The 14,077-nt window shown below is 44.2% G+C and carries 21 protein-coding genes and 1 pseudogene; 12 read left to right on the top strand and 10 right to left on the bottom strand.

What is annotated here, in order from left to right; genetic code table 11:
• Nucleotides 1–75: 75 nt before the first annotated feature.
• A complete protein-coding gene (locus tag CEG13_RS16005) occupies nucleotides 76–555 on the top strand; it encodes a hypothetical protein (protein ID WP_100012899.1) in 480 nt (159 codons plus the stop codon).
• Nucleotides 556–690: 135 nt separating this feature from the next.
• Here the strand turns inward: CEG13_RS16005 and CEG13_RS16000 are convergent, their stop codons facing one another.
• Entirely contained in the window at nucleotides 691–909 is a 219-nt protein-coding gene (locus CEG13_RS16000) for a YppG family protein (RefSeq protein ID WP_100012898.1), read from the bottom strand.
• 175 nt (nucleotides 910–1,084) lie between these two features.
• On the opposite strand from CEG13_RS16000, the gene CEG13_RS15995 reads away from it, so the two are divergent.
• The 3 genes and pseudogenes from CEG13_RS15995 (at nucleotide 1,085) to CEG13_RS15985 (ending at nucleotide 2,058) form a co-directional block, all read left to right on the top strand.
• The gene (locus CEG13_RS15995; protein ID WP_100012897.1) at nucleotides 1,085–1,189 is read left to right on the top strand and encodes a YjcZ family sporulation protein; all 105 of its coding nucleotides are present in this window, start codon (nucleotides 1,085–1,087) and stop codon (nucleotides 1,187–1,189) included.
• A gap of 68 nt (nucleotides 1,190–1,257) precedes the next feature.
• A pseudogene (locus CEG13_RS15990) lies at nucleotides 1,258–1,344 on the top strand (YjcZ family sporulation protein); the annotation flags it as partial.
• Nucleotides 1,345–1,524: 180 nt separating this feature from the next.
• Complete coding sequence (locus CEG13_RS15985) at nucleotides 1,525–2,058, top strand: spore coat protein (RefSeq protein WP_100012895.1); 534 nt, start codon at nucleotides 1,525–1,527, stop codon at nucleotides 2,056–2,058.
• Nucleotides 2,059–2,122: 64 nt separating this feature from the next.
• On the opposite strand, the gene CEG13_RS15980 is transcribed toward CEG13_RS15985, so the two are convergent.
• The gene (locus tag CEG13_RS15980; protein ID WP_100012894.1) at nucleotides 2,123–2,755 is read right to left on the bottom strand and encodes a nitrite reductase; all 633 of its coding nucleotides are present in this window, start codon (nucleotides 2,753–2,755) and stop codon (nucleotides 2,123–2,125) included.
• 100 nt (nucleotides 2,756–2,855) lie between these two features.
• Nucleotides 2,856–4,961, bottom strand: coding sequence for a heavy metal translocating P-type ATPase (locus CEG13_RS15975; protein ID WP_100012893.1), 2,106 nt, complete (start codon nucleotides 4,959–4,961; stop codon nucleotides 2,856–2,858).
• A 193-nt stretch (nucleotides 4,962–5,154) separates the two neighbouring features.
• Here CEG13_RS15975 and CEG13_RS15970 point away from each other — a divergent pair, with 193 nt between their 5' ends.
• Together CEG13_RS15970 and CEG13_RS15965 are read left to right on the top strand one after the other, a co-directional pair.
• Nucleotides 5,155–5,481: a four-helix bundle copper-binding protein gene (locus CEG13_RS15970; protein WP_100012892.1), complete on the top strand. Its 327-nt coding sequence runs from the start codon at nucleotides 5,155–5,157 to the stop codon at nucleotides 5,479–5,481.
• A 259-nt stretch (nucleotides 5,482–5,740) separates the two neighbouring features.
• Nucleotides 5,741–6,349, top strand: a complete 609-nt coding sequence (locus tag CEG13_RS15965) for a YdhK family protein (RefSeq protein WP_100012891.1) — start codon at nucleotides 5,741–5,743, stop codon at nucleotides 6,347–6,349.
• A 200-nt stretch (nucleotides 6,350–6,549) separates the two neighbouring features.
• On the opposite strand, the gene CEG13_RS15960 is transcribed toward CEG13_RS15965, so the two are convergent.
• Together CEG13_RS15960 and CEG13_RS19265 are read right to left on the bottom strand one after the other, a co-directional pair.
• Nucleotides 6,550–7,077: an HAD-IIIA family hydrolase gene (locus CEG13_RS15960; protein WP_100012890.1), complete on the bottom strand. Its 528-nt coding sequence runs from the start codon at nucleotides 7,075–7,077 to the stop codon at nucleotides 6,550–6,552.
• A gap of 148 nt (nucleotides 7,078–7,225) precedes the next feature.
• Complete coding sequence (locus tag CEG13_RS19265; RefSeq protein WP_275661814.1) at nucleotides 7,226–7,348, bottom strand: hypothetical protein; 123 nt, start codon at nucleotides 7,346–7,348, stop codon at nucleotides 7,226–7,228.
• Nucleotides 7,349–7,481: 133 nt separating this feature from the next.
• On the opposite strand from CEG13_RS19265, the gene CEG13_RS15955 reads away from it, so the two are divergent.
• Entirely contained in the window at nucleotides 7,482–8,018 is a 537-nt protein-coding gene (locus CEG13_RS15955) for a hypothetical protein (protein ID WP_100012889.1), read from the top strand.
• Nucleotides 8,019–8,075: 57 nt separating this feature from the next.
• Here CEG13_RS15955 and CEG13_RS15950 read toward each other — a convergent pair whose 3' ends face one another.
• Nucleotides 8,076–8,732, bottom strand: a complete 657-nt coding sequence (locus CEG13_RS15950) for a carboxymuconolactone decarboxylase family protein (protein ID WP_100012888.1) — start codon at nucleotides 8,730–8,732, stop codon at nucleotides 8,076–8,078.
• Between the two features lie 193 nt (nucleotides 8,733–8,925).
• Here CEG13_RS15950 and CEG13_RS15945 point away from each other — a divergent pair, with 193 nt between their 5' ends.
• From CEG13_RS15945 to CEG13_RS15935, 3 genes are all read left to right on the top strand, one after another.
• Entirely contained in the window at nucleotides 8,926–9,021 is a 96-nt protein-coding gene (locus CEG13_RS15945) for a YjcZ family sporulation protein (protein WP_100012887.1), read from the top strand.
• A gap of 183 nt (nucleotides 9,022–9,204) precedes the next feature.
• Complete coding sequence (locus CEG13_RS15940; RefSeq protein ID WP_100012886.1) at nucleotides 9,205–9,471, top strand: hypothetical protein; 267 nt, start codon at nucleotides 9,205–9,207, stop codon at nucleotides 9,469–9,471.
• Entirely contained in the window at nucleotides 9,462–9,854 is a 393-nt protein-coding gene (locus CEG13_RS15935; RefSeq protein WP_100012885.1) for a pepsin/retropepsin-like aspartic protease family protein, read from the top strand. Before CEG13_RS15940 ends, CEG13_RS15935 begins: the two co-directional genes overlap by 10 nt.
• A gap of 139 nt (nucleotides 9,855–9,993) precedes the next feature.
• On the opposite strand, the gene CEG13_RS15930 is transcribed toward CEG13_RS15935, so the two are convergent.
• From CEG13_RS15930 to CEG13_RS15920, 3 genes are all read right to left on the bottom strand, one after another.
• Nucleotides 9,994–10,230, bottom strand: a complete 237-nt coding sequence (locus CEG13_RS15930; protein ID WP_100012884.1) for a DUF6429 family protein — start codon at nucleotides 10,228–10,230, stop codon at nucleotides 9,994–9,996.
• A gap of 29 nt (nucleotides 10,231–10,259) precedes the next feature.
• Nucleotides 10,260–10,643 carry a VOC family protein gene (locus CEG13_RS15925; RefSeq protein WP_100012883.1) on the bottom strand — a complete coding sequence of 128 codons (384 nt, stop codon included), beginning with the start codon at nucleotides 10,641–10,643 and terminating at the stop codon, nucleotides 10,260–10,262.
• Between the two features lie 99 nt (nucleotides 10,644–10,742).
• Nucleotides 10,743–11,276, bottom strand: coding sequence for a GNAT family N-acetyltransferase (locus CEG13_RS15920; RefSeq protein ID WP_100012882.1), 534 nt, complete (start codon nucleotides 11,274–11,276; stop codon nucleotides 10,743–10,745).
• A gap of 255 nt (nucleotides 11,277–11,531) precedes the next feature.
• On the opposite strand from CEG13_RS15920, the gene CEG13_RS15915 reads away from it, so the two are divergent.
• On the top strand, nucleotides 11,532–12,164 hold the full coding sequence (locus CEG13_RS15915) for a copper resistance CopC family protein (protein ID WP_100012881.1): 633 nt from the start codon (nucleotides 11,532–11,534) through the stop codon (nucleotides 12,162–12,164).
• Nucleotides 12,165–12,182: 18 nt separating this feature from the next.
• Nucleotides 12,183–13,325 carry a copper resistance D family protein gene (locus CEG13_RS15910; RefSeq protein ID WP_100012880.1) on the top strand — a complete coding sequence of 381 codons (1,143 nt, stop codon included), beginning with the start codon at nucleotides 12,183–12,185 and terminating at the stop codon, nucleotides 13,323–13,325.
• A gap of 1 nt (nucleotide 13,326) precedes the next feature.
• Here the strand turns inward: CEG13_RS15910 and CEG13_RS15905 are convergent, their stop codons facing one another.
• Complete coding sequence (locus CEG13_RS15905; protein WP_239984679.1) at nucleotides 13,327–13,998, bottom strand: haloacid dehalogenase type II; 672 nt, start codon at nucleotides 13,996–13,998, stop codon at nucleotides 13,327–13,329.
• Nucleotides 13,999–14,077 lie beyond the last annotated feature (79 nt).

Genomic DNA, 14,077 nt, shown 5'->3' with positions numbered 1-14,077 from the left:
AACAAAGGTTAGGCAACTTACTGAATTGCGTTGCCTAATCCTGATTACAAGAAGAACAACAGATGGACGGTTAATATGAATCAGAAAAACAAGTATGAAATTTTACTTTGGAGTATTGCCTTACCTGGCTTTGGGCAATTATTAAATGGAAAGTATATCAAGGGATTGCTATTGATTTTCCTGGAGTTTTTGGTCAATGTTCAAGGGAATATAAACAAAATTATTGTTTCCAGTTTTTTGGGGAACATTGAAATGGCAATTGAACAGGCGAACTATCAATGGATCATGTTTTATCCTTGTTTGTACTTTTTTGCGATGTGGGATGCATTTAAAGACGCAGGTGGTGGAAAAGAACCTTATTCGTTTTTTCCATTTGTTTTTTCAGCTTATTTTATGACTGTGGGAGTGATCTATTCAACCAGACTCATGCTATTCGGTCAATTATTGGGACCTGTCTGGCTCCCAATATTGAGTATACTCCCAGGTTTGCTTGTGGGATTTTTGTTAAAATGGATAATAACGAAAAACAATCCCAGAAAAACCAAAAATGCTTAGTGGGTTAAACGGCATTGGTTAGCGGCACGCTTTCAGACGCCGAACAGGTATCTTATCTGCAAATAACAAAAATTAAACGTTTCCCTAAAAATTTCACCAGCTTCGCATGCATATGCAAAGCTGGCTTTTTGGGTATTATTTCTTCAATTTTGCAATATAAGGACTCACCTGCTTATACACATCCATCGCCTGCTTGCCGGTTGCATACAGTTTCTCGATGTCCATTTGGCCAACTGAATTCCGGAAATCAGCTATTGTCTCGGTTGCGGCGTGGAACCGGGATTTTGGTGCGGATCTTCGGCGATTTTGATGAGGGAATAAGGCTCTGCTTCGTCTCCTTCTCTCCGGGAACATGAAAAACACCCCCTTTTACATAGGAATTTCCTATATTTTATGCCAAAAGAAAGCTGCTGCAACGTTCATCTGCGGAGGTTTATTACTTTTCCTGCCCAATCTGGGTGGTTATCCATATCAATGTCTGCCCGCCCGCCATATGCTATTTAACAAATGGATATGGAGGTGTTGGAAAATGAGCGGTTTTTCTGAAGGATACGGCGGAGGATTTGCTTTTCTTGTCGTGCTGTTCATCCTGTTGATTATTGTTGGTTCTTCTTACGGCGGTTACGGTTATTAAATTAAATCGATAAAGAGAGGTGAAAAATTATGGGATACGGATATGGCCAATGCTGCTATGGAGGATATGGCGGCTACCAAGGCGGTAATAACGGCTTTGCGCTGATCGTTGTTTTATTTATCCTTCTCATCATTGTTGGCGCTGTTTGGTGCTAAATTTGGTTTATCACTAACTGTAAGTATAAAAACAGGCTGCACTTTTTCTGCAGCCTGTTTTTGCTATTTTCTCCCCATATTTCTTTTATCGTTTTCTCCTTTTGTAAAAGGGCGTTTCACCTTATTCAGAAAGCAAGCATACGATGAGGCAAAATTCCTTTCATCTAAAGAGGTGATTTGATGAAAATAATACCAGCGGCAGATCTGGGTTTAATGGCTGATCATCTGGCTGCCCACGAAGGCGTGATCAACAGGCTGGAGCTTTTACGCACAAAGGTTTCTGATGAAAGACTGGGAGCGCTTATTGCCTTGCAGATAAATATGATGCGTGCTCATGTTCATGTGATGCTCGACTTGATCAATCCATATCATAAACAGTATGTCGAAGTCCCATCCCTTAATCAGCTCAGCAATCACCCTTATTCACATCAGCAAAACCATATGAGTTATGACTCCGAGCTTCAAGACAGATGGATTGCGCTGGATGTACGCAGCACGGCCAAAAGCATGGCTGGACAGAATTTTTCATCTGCTTTAATGATGAAAAATCAGAATGTCCGCAATGCTCATGTGGAAATGGCCCTTCAGCAGCTGCAGCTAATGGAAAAGTATGGAGGATTTATAGAAAGCAAAGGATGGTCGTTTACCCCACAGTCCTCTGTGAAGGAACAGCTAGAAACACTTCAGCATTTTCAGCATATGTTTAACGGATAGTTGGTTGAAAAGGCAGTTAAACCCGAAAGATACACTCCCCGGGCTTAGCTGCCACAGAACCAACTTATGCCGCTTGCAGACCTTCCATTATCTGCTCCATTCCATATCGCTCCACAAAACGATGAAATTTCTCCCGCTTCTTTCCGTTTTCCCGGTAAATTTCCAAAATACGATCCACCATCTGGTACAATTCTTCCGGCTGAAGACCTGCCTGCACCAAGTGGCCTGGTTTTGCCTCCCTTCCCTTTGAAATACCGCCGATATATAATTCGTATGTGTCCTTATCTTTCATGACACCAATGTCATTGATCAGCGGCTCACCGCAGCCGATGGGACAGCCTGTATAGGCAGGACGCAGTGTAAATGGCACTTCCTGTCCGGCAATGCGCCGGTTCAATTCCTTCGCCACCGGCATGCCTTCTTCCTCTTCCCCTTTGCAGAAATTACAGGTTCGCAGGTTTTTCACATATTTCCCTACTTTATAATAATGCAGGTCTGCTTTCTCAAATTCCTTCTTAGCCTCTTCCAGCTCATCTTCGGGAATTTGCACAATCAGCTGCTGCAGTGTCGTCAGTTCTATTTCTGTATCATCATCCAAGTACTTTCCCAATGCGGCCAACTGCTTCGGTTTCAGCTTAGCTCCAAAGCCGATTCCGCCATTTACCGCGAGTGGAATATGTTTTTTGGTTTGCACCATGGTATCTCCTCCCCCTGTTAAATATTATACGATACCCGCGGTAGGTATACAACCAACAATTTTAAAACCCCGGATAGGACTCCCGAGGTTTTTAAACTTACTAAGCCCGCAGCAGCTTCGCATTAATTGCAACAATAATCGTGCTCAGACTCATCAGCACAGCTCCCACTGCCGGGCTGAGGACAATGCCGACTGGGGCCAGCACCCCTGCAGCAAGCGGGATGGCAAAGATATTGTAGCCGGTGGCCCACCAGAGATTCTGCACCATCTTCCGGTAGGTCTTTTTCGATAAATCCATCAGCGCAACCACGTCATTCGGGTTACTTTTGACGAGAACAACGTCCGCTGTTTCCATTGCTACATCTGTTCCTGCGCCAATTGCGATCCCGAGGTCAGCTGTTGCGAGAGCCGGTGCATCATTAACACCGTCGCCGGTCATGGCAACTTTCCAGCCTTTTTCTTGGATTTTCTTCACTTCATTTGCTTTATCGTCCGGCAAAACTTCAGCATGGACTTCCTCGATACCGAGTTGTTTTGCTACCCAATCCGCGACTTTCTGATTATCACCTGTCAGCATAATCGGATGAATGCCGCCTTCTTTTAAGGAGGCAATTGCTTCTTTGGCGGTTTCGCGGACCATGTCAGCAAGACCGATCATGCCGATTAATTGGTCATCCAGCAGGACAAACACGACTGTCTTTCCCTCTTCTGACATATCATTGAAGGTGTTCTGATCATACTCCAAGTTGTTGTTCGTAACATACCCAGGGCTAACGACATTTATCTTTTTACCGTCTACTTTTCCTTGAATTCCTTTACCTGTGATTGATTCAAAGTCTGTTACTTTGCCAAAGGAAAGATTTTTCCCCTCGGCCGAGCGCACAATTCCAGCAGCAATTGGGTGTTCGGAATGCTGTTCGACACTCGCTGCGAACTTGAGAATATCTTCTTTTTCATAGCCTTCGTTTGCGATAATGTCTGTTACACCAAATTCACCTTTGGTCAGTGTGCCGGTTTTATCAAAAACGACAGCGTTCAGATTACGCGCTCCCTCGAAGTTGGCACGGTTGCGAATCAAAAGACCTTTCTTCGCAGAAATCGCGGTCGATACGGCAACAACAAGTGGAGCTGCCAGGCCTAGCGCATGCGGACAAGTAATGACCATTACCGTAACCATGCGCTGAACCGCCACGTCGATCGAAAAGCCAAGAAGCAGCCAAACAACGAATGTGAGGAACCCTGCAGCAAGCGCCAGATAAAACAGCCATTTTGCCGCCCGGTTCGTTAAATCCTGTGTCCGCGATTTCGACTCCTGCGCCTCGCGAACCATGGTAATCACCTGGGATAAATACGAATCCTCACCGGTCTTTTCTACTTGAATCGTCAGCGAGCCTTCCTTGTTCACGGACCCGCCGATCACTTCATCATTTTTCCCCTTCTCTACCGGGACGGATTCACCGGTGAGCATCGATTCATCAATGGCGGATTTCCCGTCCAGAATCGTGCCATCTACCGGAATCTTTTCCCCCGGTTTTACGAGTACACGGTCATCGTTTTTCAGCTCAGAAAGAGGGACATCCTCCGCCTGATCATTCTCATCCAGCCGATGCGCTTCGTTCGGCATCAGTTTGACCAGCTGTTCCAGTGCATTGGAAGCACCCATCACCGAGCGCATCTCTATCCAGTGCCCCAGAAGCATGATATCAACCAAGGTGGCTAGCTCCCAGAAAAGCTGATCTCCCTGCCAGCCAAATACAACCATCGTACTATAGCCGTACGCAATGGCGATTGCCAGGCCTATCAATGTCATCATGCCAGGGTTTTTGTCTTTCAGCTCACTGATGGCTCCGGTTATAAACGGCCAGCCGCCATAGAAGAACACCACAGTGGATAGGGCAAATAGGATGTACATATCACCCGTGAAACGCCAATCCACTCCAAGGAACATCTGAATCATCGGCGACAACGCCAGGATAGGGATGGTGAGTATTAAGGAAATATAAAACCGTTTTTTAAAATCCTTTACCATATCTCCATGGTCGTGATGTCCGTGACTGCCGTGATCACCGTGGTTGTGGTCCGAGTGACCATGGTCATGATCATCGTGGTGATGCACATGATCGTGCGAAGAGTGTTTACTGTGATCATGATCAGCATGCTCATGATGGGAATGGTGCTCATGTTTACTGTCTTTTTCTCTGTTCATGCTATCTGCTCCTTCCAACTATATGATTCCTATTTTCTTCTTTTCTATAATACAATACCCCCGTAAGGTAAAACAATAAACCTGCTCATATGTAAAAAACCGTACAGACTTAACAGATTTTCCCTAAAGGCGTTTATTACAGCATTCAGCGGGAATCGTAAATAATGGAAATAACAAAAAGGAGATGTTTATGATGGCACACGAACAACACCAGCAATTGCTGCAGACGCTGCATGAATGTATGACAGAGTGCAATCATTGTTATGATGCATGCCTGCAGGAGGACGATGTGAAAATGATGGCGGAATGTATCCGGCTGGATCGGGAGTGCGCAGACATTTGCGCGTATCTGGAACAAGCGATTTCCCGTGGGACGCCATTTGTTTCCCAATTGGCATCCGTCTGTGCAGAGATTTGTGAAGCATGTGGCAATGAATGCAAAAAGCACGACCATGACCATTGCCAAAAATGTGCCGATGCTTGCTTCAAATGTGCGGAAGCTTGCCGGAATGCAGCTTAATTAAAAGCGACAGAGAGATTCATATCTTAAAAAGGTTGTCCGGAATGTGCTTTACATTCCGGACAACCTTCATTTTTTGAATCATATCTCTCCATTACCAAATCCACTTATAGCCAATACCCCAGACAGTTTTTAAATGATCTTCAATCGGAAATCCTGCTTGGAAAAAAATTTCTAAGCCAAATCACAATTAAATTTTACAATTCCCGGGTATGGTTTAACTGTGCACCTAAGAAGAAATGTCAAGGAGGGTCTTTCAATGAATAAAAAATGGATTATAGGAATAATGCTGCTTGTTACCATCTTTTTGCTGGCAGCATGCGGTGGAGGAAATGAAGAAGCAGAGCAAAACGGAAACGAGGAAGAGGCGAACACGGATGAGGAAATGGACATGGAATCCGGTTCTGGAGGACAGAGCGACATGAGTCACTCCGGCTCCGGTGAGGTTCCAGATGACTTGGAGGAAGCCGAAGACCCTGCCTATCCGGTGGGCAGCACCGCTATAATTGAAGCAAGCCACATGGGGGGAATGCATGGGATGCAAGGTGCGGAGGCAACCATTGAGGGAGCTTATAATACCACCGCATACGTTGTCTCTTACACACCAACTAATGGCGGAGAGCCAGTGGAAAATCATAAGTGGGTAATTCACGAAGAGCTGGAAGACCCAGGAGAAGCACCGCTTGAACCAGGCACGGAAGTTACACTGGATGCAAGCCATATGGAAGGCATGGACGGAGCCACGGCTGAAATTGATTCCGCCGTGCAAACAACGGTATACATGGTCAGCTACATGCCAACAAATGGCGGAGAGAAAGTCTCCAATCATAAATGGGTAACGGAAGATGAACTGTCTGAACCTGAATAGCTATTTTGCAGGAAAGCTTATGAGCGTATCATAAGCTTTCCTTTTTTAATATCCAGCGTTGTTTTCACAATTGCCACCATTTTTCCCCTCTCTCATTTCTCTCATCATTTCTTTAACCAAATTAACAACATTTGCTTCTGTCTCAAGAACGAGCCTCTCCGCTTCTCCTACAAAAGCCTTCTGTATTTTCTCAAGCGGATCTAATCAAGCAGCCACTCCACCGCTTCCAGCAAATTCTCTGCCACAAAATCTGCTTCTGTCGCTTGCCAGGTATTCCGATACGCATCAAGAGATTTTTTGCCCCAGCCTGTTAAAACCAGCACCTTTATTGCCCCAACTTCATCTGCCGCCAGCATATCAGTCGCGCCCACGTCTCCAATCACTGCACACTTTTTCAAGTCGAATTGGAATTTTCGTGCAGCTTCCTGGAGCATCCCAGGCTTCGGTTTACGGCAGCTGCGCTCCTCCATTTTGTTATGAGAGCAAATCAAAGCCTCTTCAAAACCGTAAGATGAAAATTCCTGCTGAAAATCTTCGACAGACGCTTGCCCTCTGCTGATCCGGTGCTGATTGGTGAATGCAAACCTCCTCACACCATGCGCATCCAGCTTAGCCAATGCCTGCTTACTGAAAGGATACGGTTTAAAATTCTTCGGATGAATGAAATGCCCATCACCGCCGATTGTCCCGTCCCTGTCAATGAAAACTGCCGCAAGCTTGTTTTCCATCAAGTTCTCCCCCTCCTATGAATCCTCATCCTTTTCCCCGCCCCAGTCATATCCGGATTTTCCCAAATAATACAAAAATCCGGCTGAGGATAAGATGATCAATATAGTGATTATCAGGTTCATAATTAACTCCCCGCCCTTGGATGAATTAACTAAATATCCCTTTCACGAATTGAGCGACGATCCTTGGAAAATATAGCAGCAATTCTCCCGCAGTGAACAATATATCCAAAATCCATGTCTGGTCCTTCTTTTTCTTTGCTTCTGCCACAGCACTAACCCCTTCCGTAAGTTTATTCTACCTAATTATACGCTCGAAGTGGGCCGGGGTTTCAATTTTTTAAGAACCGATTACTGGGCTCCTGTATATATTATGAAAGATGGAAAATTTGGGAGGCAATAAAATGGAAAACGAGTACCAGCATTACATCGAACAAATTTTAAGCAGATGGGAAAAACAGCAGCAGGAAGCAGCCTTAACAATCATCCAAAAGTATGGCTACCCTCAGGAGGCTATTCCAAGCAGATTAATTTGGTATCAGAACGGACCCTGGAAGCGAACGGTTGTATTACGGGATGCCGCACCGCATAACTTGCCGGTTAATCATCAGGATTTCCTTGCACAAACCGTTGATTATCGCACACCTGTAGAATTATTTGATGAAATTGCCCGCTTTGACGGCAGCTGTTACCCTGACAGAACCAGAGGGGAAGTTACCGTTATATGTGACAAGGAGGAAGCCAACTTTTTGGCTGTGAATTTATTCCACGAAATCGTAACTGGGAAGCTTACGGCAGATGAAGCGAAATATTTTATGGCTGAAACAGAGGCCAACTATATGTTAAAAAACATCTCTTCCCCCTATTTGGAAAAATTGCTGTTTCCGCATCAGCGCTATACCCACGATCCAGGCATTCAGTACTTTGACAAAGAGAACTAGATGCCAAAAAATACTTACTAACTAATTCCGTTATTAAGTATTTTTCATAGGCAGATGTTAGTCCTCCTGGTAACTTTGGATCATATTAGCCATATGGGCATAAGAAGCGCCCGTGCGGATTGCGGAACTCACCACGATGGCCTCAGCAAGCTCTTCATTGGTGGCACCCTGTTTCTCCGCATTTTTCGTATGAACATCGATGCAATAAGGGCATTGTGTCGAGTTTGCCACAGCGACGGCAATGATTTCTTTGAATTTGGCCGTTAATTCTCCTTCTTTCATGGCAGCGGCGTTGAAACCTTGATACCCTTTAAAACCATCTGGTGCAAATTTGCCTAATTGTCCTAACTGCTTCAAATTGGAACGAGCATAAAGGGTGTCCGGTGCGTCCTGATCTTTGGCATGATGTACATGGGTGCTATGTGTAACGGTTCCTCCAGCTTCAATAGCCGCAGATACAAACGCCGCTTCAGTCAGTTCTTCCAGTGTTGCCCCGGCTTTTTTTGCATTTTTTGTATGAGAGTCAATACAGTAAGGACATTGGGTCACATGCGTAACAGCTACGGCAATGATTTCTTTTTCCTTTTTTGATAACTTGCCATCTTGCAAGGCAGCAGTGTTAAAATCATCAAATGCTTTTACTTGATCAGGTGCAAGGTTTTTTAATTGAGCTAAATGCTGGGTGTTTTCTTTTGAGTACAGGTTTTTAGACATGTCAAAAGCTCCTTTTAGCTTATTTTTCCAGCTGTTCTTATATGTATGCTAGTACAACTGACTGAAGCGCCACAAGTGTTATGCTCAGACGATAAGCTATGTTGGCAGTTTCCGCCCATTTTTTAAAATATGGTGTATAGCCCTTTCATCCTGGTTTGTTCCGCATACTCTAACCAAGAAAGGGGGTGTAATCATGGGAGAATATGGCGGAGGTTTTGCGCTGATCGTAGTCCTTTTCATCTTGCTTATCATTGTAGGTGCAGGCGGCTACGGCAAAGGTGGCTACTAGAATTGACAAACCGCCGGGAAACATTGATTGCTTTCCCCGGACAGCAGTAAAAAGCTGATGGTTGAGACCGTCAGCTTTTTTTGCTGTATCAGAGGTGTATTCAAGCGAAAGCACGAATAAACTTTCAAAAAAGCAAAGCATTTATGTTAAAATAAGATAAACAGCACTCATGGAGGGGTCAGAATGGAATGGAATGATGTTCGTGAACAGTTTCCCAGCAAATTAGTATTGGTAGAAGCGTTATCAACGACATCAAAAGATAATATTCGAACACTTGATAACATGTCTGTCATTTCAACTTTTGACGATAATATGGAAGCATGGAAGGCATACAAAAAGACTCATTTAAAAAACCCTGAAAAAGAACTTTATGTCTTTCATACCTCAAAAGAACAACCAGAAGTCATTGAAAAATATTTTATTGGATCCCGAGGACGAAAATGGAGCTAAGAATAGAAAAAGGGATTTTATTAGCTAAAGTAGCATTAGAGTTTCATGGAGAAGAGCTGTTGCTAAATAATGTCATCGTTGATACAGGAAGTTCAGACACAATTTTTGATACGGATTTACTAGCTGAAATAGGGCTATTTGTTGACTATGTAAACGGGATACCTACTGTCATGTATGGAGTTGGCGGAAAAGGTGAAGTATGTAATCAACAATTGGTTAGTGAACTATATGTCGATGGACAATCCCTTAATCAATTTCCTCTGCAATTGGGTATGACACAGGATATATATGGATTCGATGGATTTATTGGGCTTGATTTCATGATGAAAACAAACATGGTAGTTGATTTTGCTGAATTGGCAGTAATTTATAAAGAAGGTTAATGGAGAAAACATTGAAAGATAGCTATGCTTATATTCGACACATCGTGTCTGTCAAGATCAATAATCTTTCCCCGGACAAAAAAAGTTGACGGTGGCAGTTTGCAGCCGTCAACTTCTTTTTTAAATGTTGTATGTGTTTTTACGTCTCAATATTGTACTTTTTCATCAGTTCTTTCGCTTGTTCAACGCCATCCTCCGTTAGATGAACAGATTTTGCCCGCCTGCTTCCAATAATATAATGATCATCGGTTAGTTCGTTCAATGACTCAAAAGGATAGCCTTTCCAGCTTCTCGGTAATACCTCTATGCCTATATCCTCTTTAAATGATGTTAGATACAAGAGAAGCAAAGTGAGTTCATCAATTTGATCTTTCATGTAAAAAACCCCCTTCAAAAAACATCAATTTATGCCTGCACGATCTGAATGAGATTGCCGCATGTATCATCGAAAACAGCCAATATGACTCCATCCATTTCTGTCGGCTCCTGTGTGAACTTCACACCAAGTTCTGTTAATCGTTCATATTCTTTTTGAACATCCTCAACACCAAACATTGTAGCTGGGATCCCATCAGCAAATAACTTCCTTTGATACTCTTTGGCAGCTGGATGGACATCGGGTTCGAGGACAAGTTCGGTGCCATCCTGATCGCCGGGAGAAACTAGTGTGATCCATCTATATTCTCCGGCGGGTTCGTCATGTTTTTTTACAAAGCCGAGTGTTTCTGAATAAAACTCCAGTGCCTTGTCCTGATCTGATACGAAAAGACTGGTAGCAATGATTTTCATATTGTTTTATCTCCTTTGATCGTTGTGTTCTTTTTTTAAAATACCCCTTTAGATAATTCTATCCAAAGGGGGGAAACTTTAAATCGACAGGGGATTCTTTTACCGCAGCAACCCCATCAAAATTGTATCATAATATGCGCCATCTACATATTCATTTTCCTTCAGACGGCCTTCAATTTCAAAACCACACTTTTGATAGGCACGGATCGCCCGCCCATTGCCGCTCCATGTGTCCAGCTGGATTCTGCGTAAGTTCAAATGGTTAAACAAATGCCGAACCAACGTCCTGACAACATCTGAGCCGTAGCCATGATTCCAATAGCTCTTCTCCCCGATTGATAAACCAATTGTCGCGGTTCTCGTCACGAGATTCACATCCCGATAGTCACAATTTCCAATATGTTCCCCTTCCGCTAATGTATAAACGGAAAAAGCATAGCCTTCTTTTTTGTTGTCAGACGCCAGTTTCTTCTCATAAACCATTTCCATCATTTCGATAGGAGTATTGTTGTACAAAAATGCATCCGTTCCCGCTGCCAGATTGGCAAACCCTTCATCATTTCTCCATTTGAACTGATTCTGCAAATCAGCTTTCGTTACTGCTCTAAGTTCTACTTTTTCTCCTTTTAGCAATGTGATGCCTTCCTTCTTTTGGATTTTTCCGGATTCCTGCTGCGACGTTGTTCAAGTTTGTTGAGTTAGCCATAAGACATCACACCTCTCTTTGATTGATAAGGAAATTATAGCACAAATGAAGCGGTTTAATTACCCTTTTTCTGCAGAAAGTCGAAAGCCATTACATCAATCTCAACTGTCACATGCTCGAAACAGAATTCTTCCAGCCTATGTTGTATAATTGACGTATAATGTGATAGAAAGGAAGATTTCATGCATTCTACTAGAAAATTACTTTTCACTCTAGTTGCCATATTAATATTTACGCTTTTGCCCGTACATATCGCATCAGCGCACACCACTCTGGAGGAATCAACTCCGGCAGCTGGCGAAGAGCTGGATGAGCCGATTGACCAAATCACCCTCTCTTTCAGCACGGTTATTGAAGAAGGCAGCACACTCATCTTGGAAAATCAGGCAGGAGATCAGTTGGAGCCCTCTTCTATAGAGATTACAGAAGACATAATGGAAGCATCCTTTGATGAGCCGCTTGAAGCAGGAGAATATCAAGCCAACTGGCAAATTATTGGGGCCGATGGACATGTCATGGAAAGCTCCATTTCCTTCTCCATTGCGGAGGCGGAAGGTAATACAGCCGAGAATACTGAGGATGTGACGGAAGAAAATAATGCTGCTTCCGACCAGGAAGAAAACCAAGAAAACGCTTCTGAAGAGCTGGGAGAAGAATCAGCAACTGAAGGCGATTCTCAGACAAATGAGGAGAACACCTCACCTCAGACAAGCGAAGAGAGCGGCATGTCCGGGTTAACAATTGGTATAATCGTATTACTCTTGATCGCAGGTGCTGGCCTTGTTGCCTGGATGGTCTTCAGCAAGCGCAAATAGAAGAAAGCGGGGAAAACCATGATTCTTATCACCATCGCAGAGGTTATTTTATATATTTGTTTTTCTATCTTGTTCGGGGCGCTCATGCTGGCCCTCGTGCCGGAAACGAAGAAGCCTCCGGTATACATCCCGCAGCGCTTACAGATTCTGGCAGCTGCCCTGATCCCTGTTGCTGCATTTATGCCCGTATTCGATGTGGCGAGAACCCTTGGAGCGGGCATGGATCTCAGTTTTATTCTGCAGAGTGTCCTATTTAGCTTCGAAATCGGCCAAGCCTGGATGCTGATTTTGATTATCTCGCTTGTGCTGATGATCGTACTGCTCGGGAAAAACCTGTCAGACAGCAAACAGCTTAATTTCTGGGCATTGCTCTTAACCCTGTTCATGCTGATTGCCTACACAAGCTCCAGTCATGCGGCAAGCCTTTCAGATTGGGGATTTCTCTGGCACACCCTGCATTTTCTGGCTGTTTCGGTCTGGATAGGAATTCTCTTAATGGTAAGCTGGTTTGCCAAAAGCCAAGAGAATTGGACCACCTTCCTTAAATGGTTTACACCATTAGCACTCACCTGTCTCTTCATCGTAATGGTGAGCGGGTATTTTACCATGTCGATTGATATCGCATCGTATGATGATCCGAATGCTTCTGTTGTCCAGGAATACAGCGACAGCCTGATGGTCAATTACGGCCAGGCCTTATTTTTGAAGCATCTGTTCATTATCTCGCTAATTATGTTTGCGGTATTTAACGGCATTCTGTTTCGCAAAAAATCCTCAGTTGACAGCTTTAATCCGTTCAAATGGGCGCGGGCGGAAAGTGTGTATGCCCTGATCGTCTTCGGGCTGACCGCGTTTATGGGGCAATCCTGGCCACCGCATCAGCTCTACAGCTTAATTAATACGGAAGGTCCCTCGCCCCTGTTTCAGGCGGTCTACGACGGGCAAATGATCTCCACCATCCAAAATGCCGGTCAGACAGGGATCTTTCATGTAAGCCTATCGTTTGGCCTGGAAAGTTATCTGCTGTTTGCGATGAGTATCCTGTTCCTGGTTATGATGATTTTTGCTGCAGTGAAGAGGCATTCTGTTTTTGCCACTTCCTTCGCTTCCCTGCTCATGATGCTGGCTCTTTATTTTGGCGTGATACTTGGGGTGCAGTAGTTCACATGGTCCATTCCAATAGGCCGTTCAAATCCGGATAAATGCCATCAGGTGGCAGATTTAGTTCTTCCACTGGGAGGTGCTGCCGGTTAATCCAGGCAGTCCGGAAGCCGTAATTTTTTGCTCCGGAAATGTCCCAGCCATTGGAAGAGACGAACAGTATATTTTCCCGAGCGAGGCGCAGGCGGTGAGCTGCATAGTCATACGAAGCAGGTGTCGGTTTGTACATTTGCACGTCATCTGCGCTGAGAATATCATTGATCAAACCAGCAATACCTGAGCTGTTTACCAAAGGATCAAGCATGTCGTGGGACCCATTGGAAAAAACAACAAGCCTTTTGTGCCGCAATTTCATCAGCACGTTTTGCACTTCCGGAAAAATTTCCAGATCCAGGTAAGCATGAAGCAGTGCTCTTTCCGCTGTTTCATCCAATCGGCAGCCATGCTTCTTGACGGCATAGCGCAGAGCATCTTTGGTGACCACAGAAAACGGTCGATAAATACCCATCAGCTGGCGGAGATTGGCATATTCCAGCTGCTTTTCCCTCCAGGTCTTGCTAATCTCTTCCCCTTTGCCCGGGAAAAACACATTGATCTTGGCGGCGATGGATTGGACATCAAACAGTGTGCCATACGCATCAAAGACAATTGCTTGAATCACATCTTTCTTCACTTTAGCACTCCTTTATGAATCAGTATTATTGGTAAGATATTATGTGAAATTGGCTTGTTGGAAGCTGTTGCTTTGTATG

The organism is Lentibacillus sediminis, from assembly GCF_002763455.1.
GTDB classification, from domain to species: domain Bacteria; phylum Bacillota; class Bacilli; order Bacillales; family Amphibacillaceae; genus Lentibacillus_D; species Lentibacillus_D sediminis_A.
Note: the sequence above shows the minus strand (reverse complement) of the source record. Positions and strands in the feature narration are given on the sequence as shown.

Bases quoted from the DNA above. Each gene is read 5' to 3' on its own strand.
- CEG13_RS16005 (WP_100012899.1), top strand. From the start codon at position 76: ATGAATCAGAAAAACAAGTATGAAATTTTACTTTGGAGTATTGCCTTA.
- CEG13_RS16000 (WP_100012898.1), bottom strand. From the start codon at position 909: ATGTTCCCGGAGAGAAGGAGACGAAGCAGAGCCTTATTCCCTCATCAA.
- CEG13_RS15995 (WP_100012897.1), top strand. From the start codon at position 1,085: ATGAGCGGTTTTTCTGAAGGATACGGCGGAGGATTTGCTTTTCTTGTC.
- CEG13_RS15985 (WP_100012895.1), top strand. From the start codon at position 1,525: ATGAAAATAATACCAGCGGCAGATCTGGGTTTAATGGCTGATCATCTG.
- CEG13_RS15980 (WP_100012894.1), bottom strand. From the start codon at position 2,755: ATGGTGCAAACCAAAAAACATATTCCACTCGCGGTAAATGGCGGAATC.
- CEG13_RS15975 (WP_100012893.1), bottom strand. From the start codon at position 4,961: ATGAACAGAGAAAAAGACAGTAAACATGAGCACCATTCCCATCATGAG.
- CEG13_RS15970 (WP_100012892.1), top strand. From the start codon at position 5,155: ATGGCACACGAACAACACCAGCAATTGCTGCAGACGCTGCATGAATGT.
- CEG13_RS15965 (WP_100012891.1), top strand. From the start codon at position 5,741: ATGAATAAAAAATGGATTATAGGAATAATGCTGCTTGTTACCATCTTT.
- CEG13_RS15960 (WP_100012890.1), bottom strand. From the start codon at position 7,077: ATGGAAAACAAGCTTGCGGCAGTTTTCATTGACAGGGACGGGACAATC.
- CEG13_RS15955 (WP_100012889.1), top strand. From the start codon at position 7,482: ATGGAAAACGAGTACCAGCATTACATCGAACAAATTTTAAGCAGATGG.
- CEG13_RS15950 (WP_100012888.1), bottom strand. From the start codon at position 8,732: ATGTCTAAAAACCTGTACTCAAAAGAAAACACCCAGCATTTAGCTCAA.
- CEG13_RS15945 (WP_100012887.1), top strand. From the start codon at position 8,926: ATGGGAGAATATGGCGGAGGTTTTGCGCTGATCGTAGTCCTTTTCATC.
- CEG13_RS15940 (WP_100012886.1), top strand. From the start codon at position 9,205: ATGGAATGGAATGATGTTCGTGAACAGTTTCCCAGCAAATTAGTATTG.
- CEG13_RS15935 (WP_100012885.1), top strand. From the start codon at position 9,462: ATGGAGCTAAGAATAGAAAAAGGGATTTTATTAGCTAAAGTAGCATTA.
- CEG13_RS15930 (WP_100012884.1), bottom strand. From the start codon at position 10,230: ATGAAAGATCAAATTGATGAACTCACTTTGCTTCTCTTGTATCTAACA.
- CEG13_RS15925 (WP_100012883.1), bottom strand. From the start codon at position 10,643: ATGAAAATCATTGCTACCAGTCTTTTCGTATCAGATCAGGACAAGGCA.
- CEG13_RS15915 (WP_100012881.1), top strand. From the start codon at position 11,532: ATGCATTCTACTAGAAAATTACTTTTCACTCTAGTTGCCATATTAATA.
- CEG13_RS15910 (WP_100012880.1), top strand. From the start codon at position 12,183: ATGATTCTTATCACCATCGCAGAGGTTATTTTATATATTTGTTTTTCT.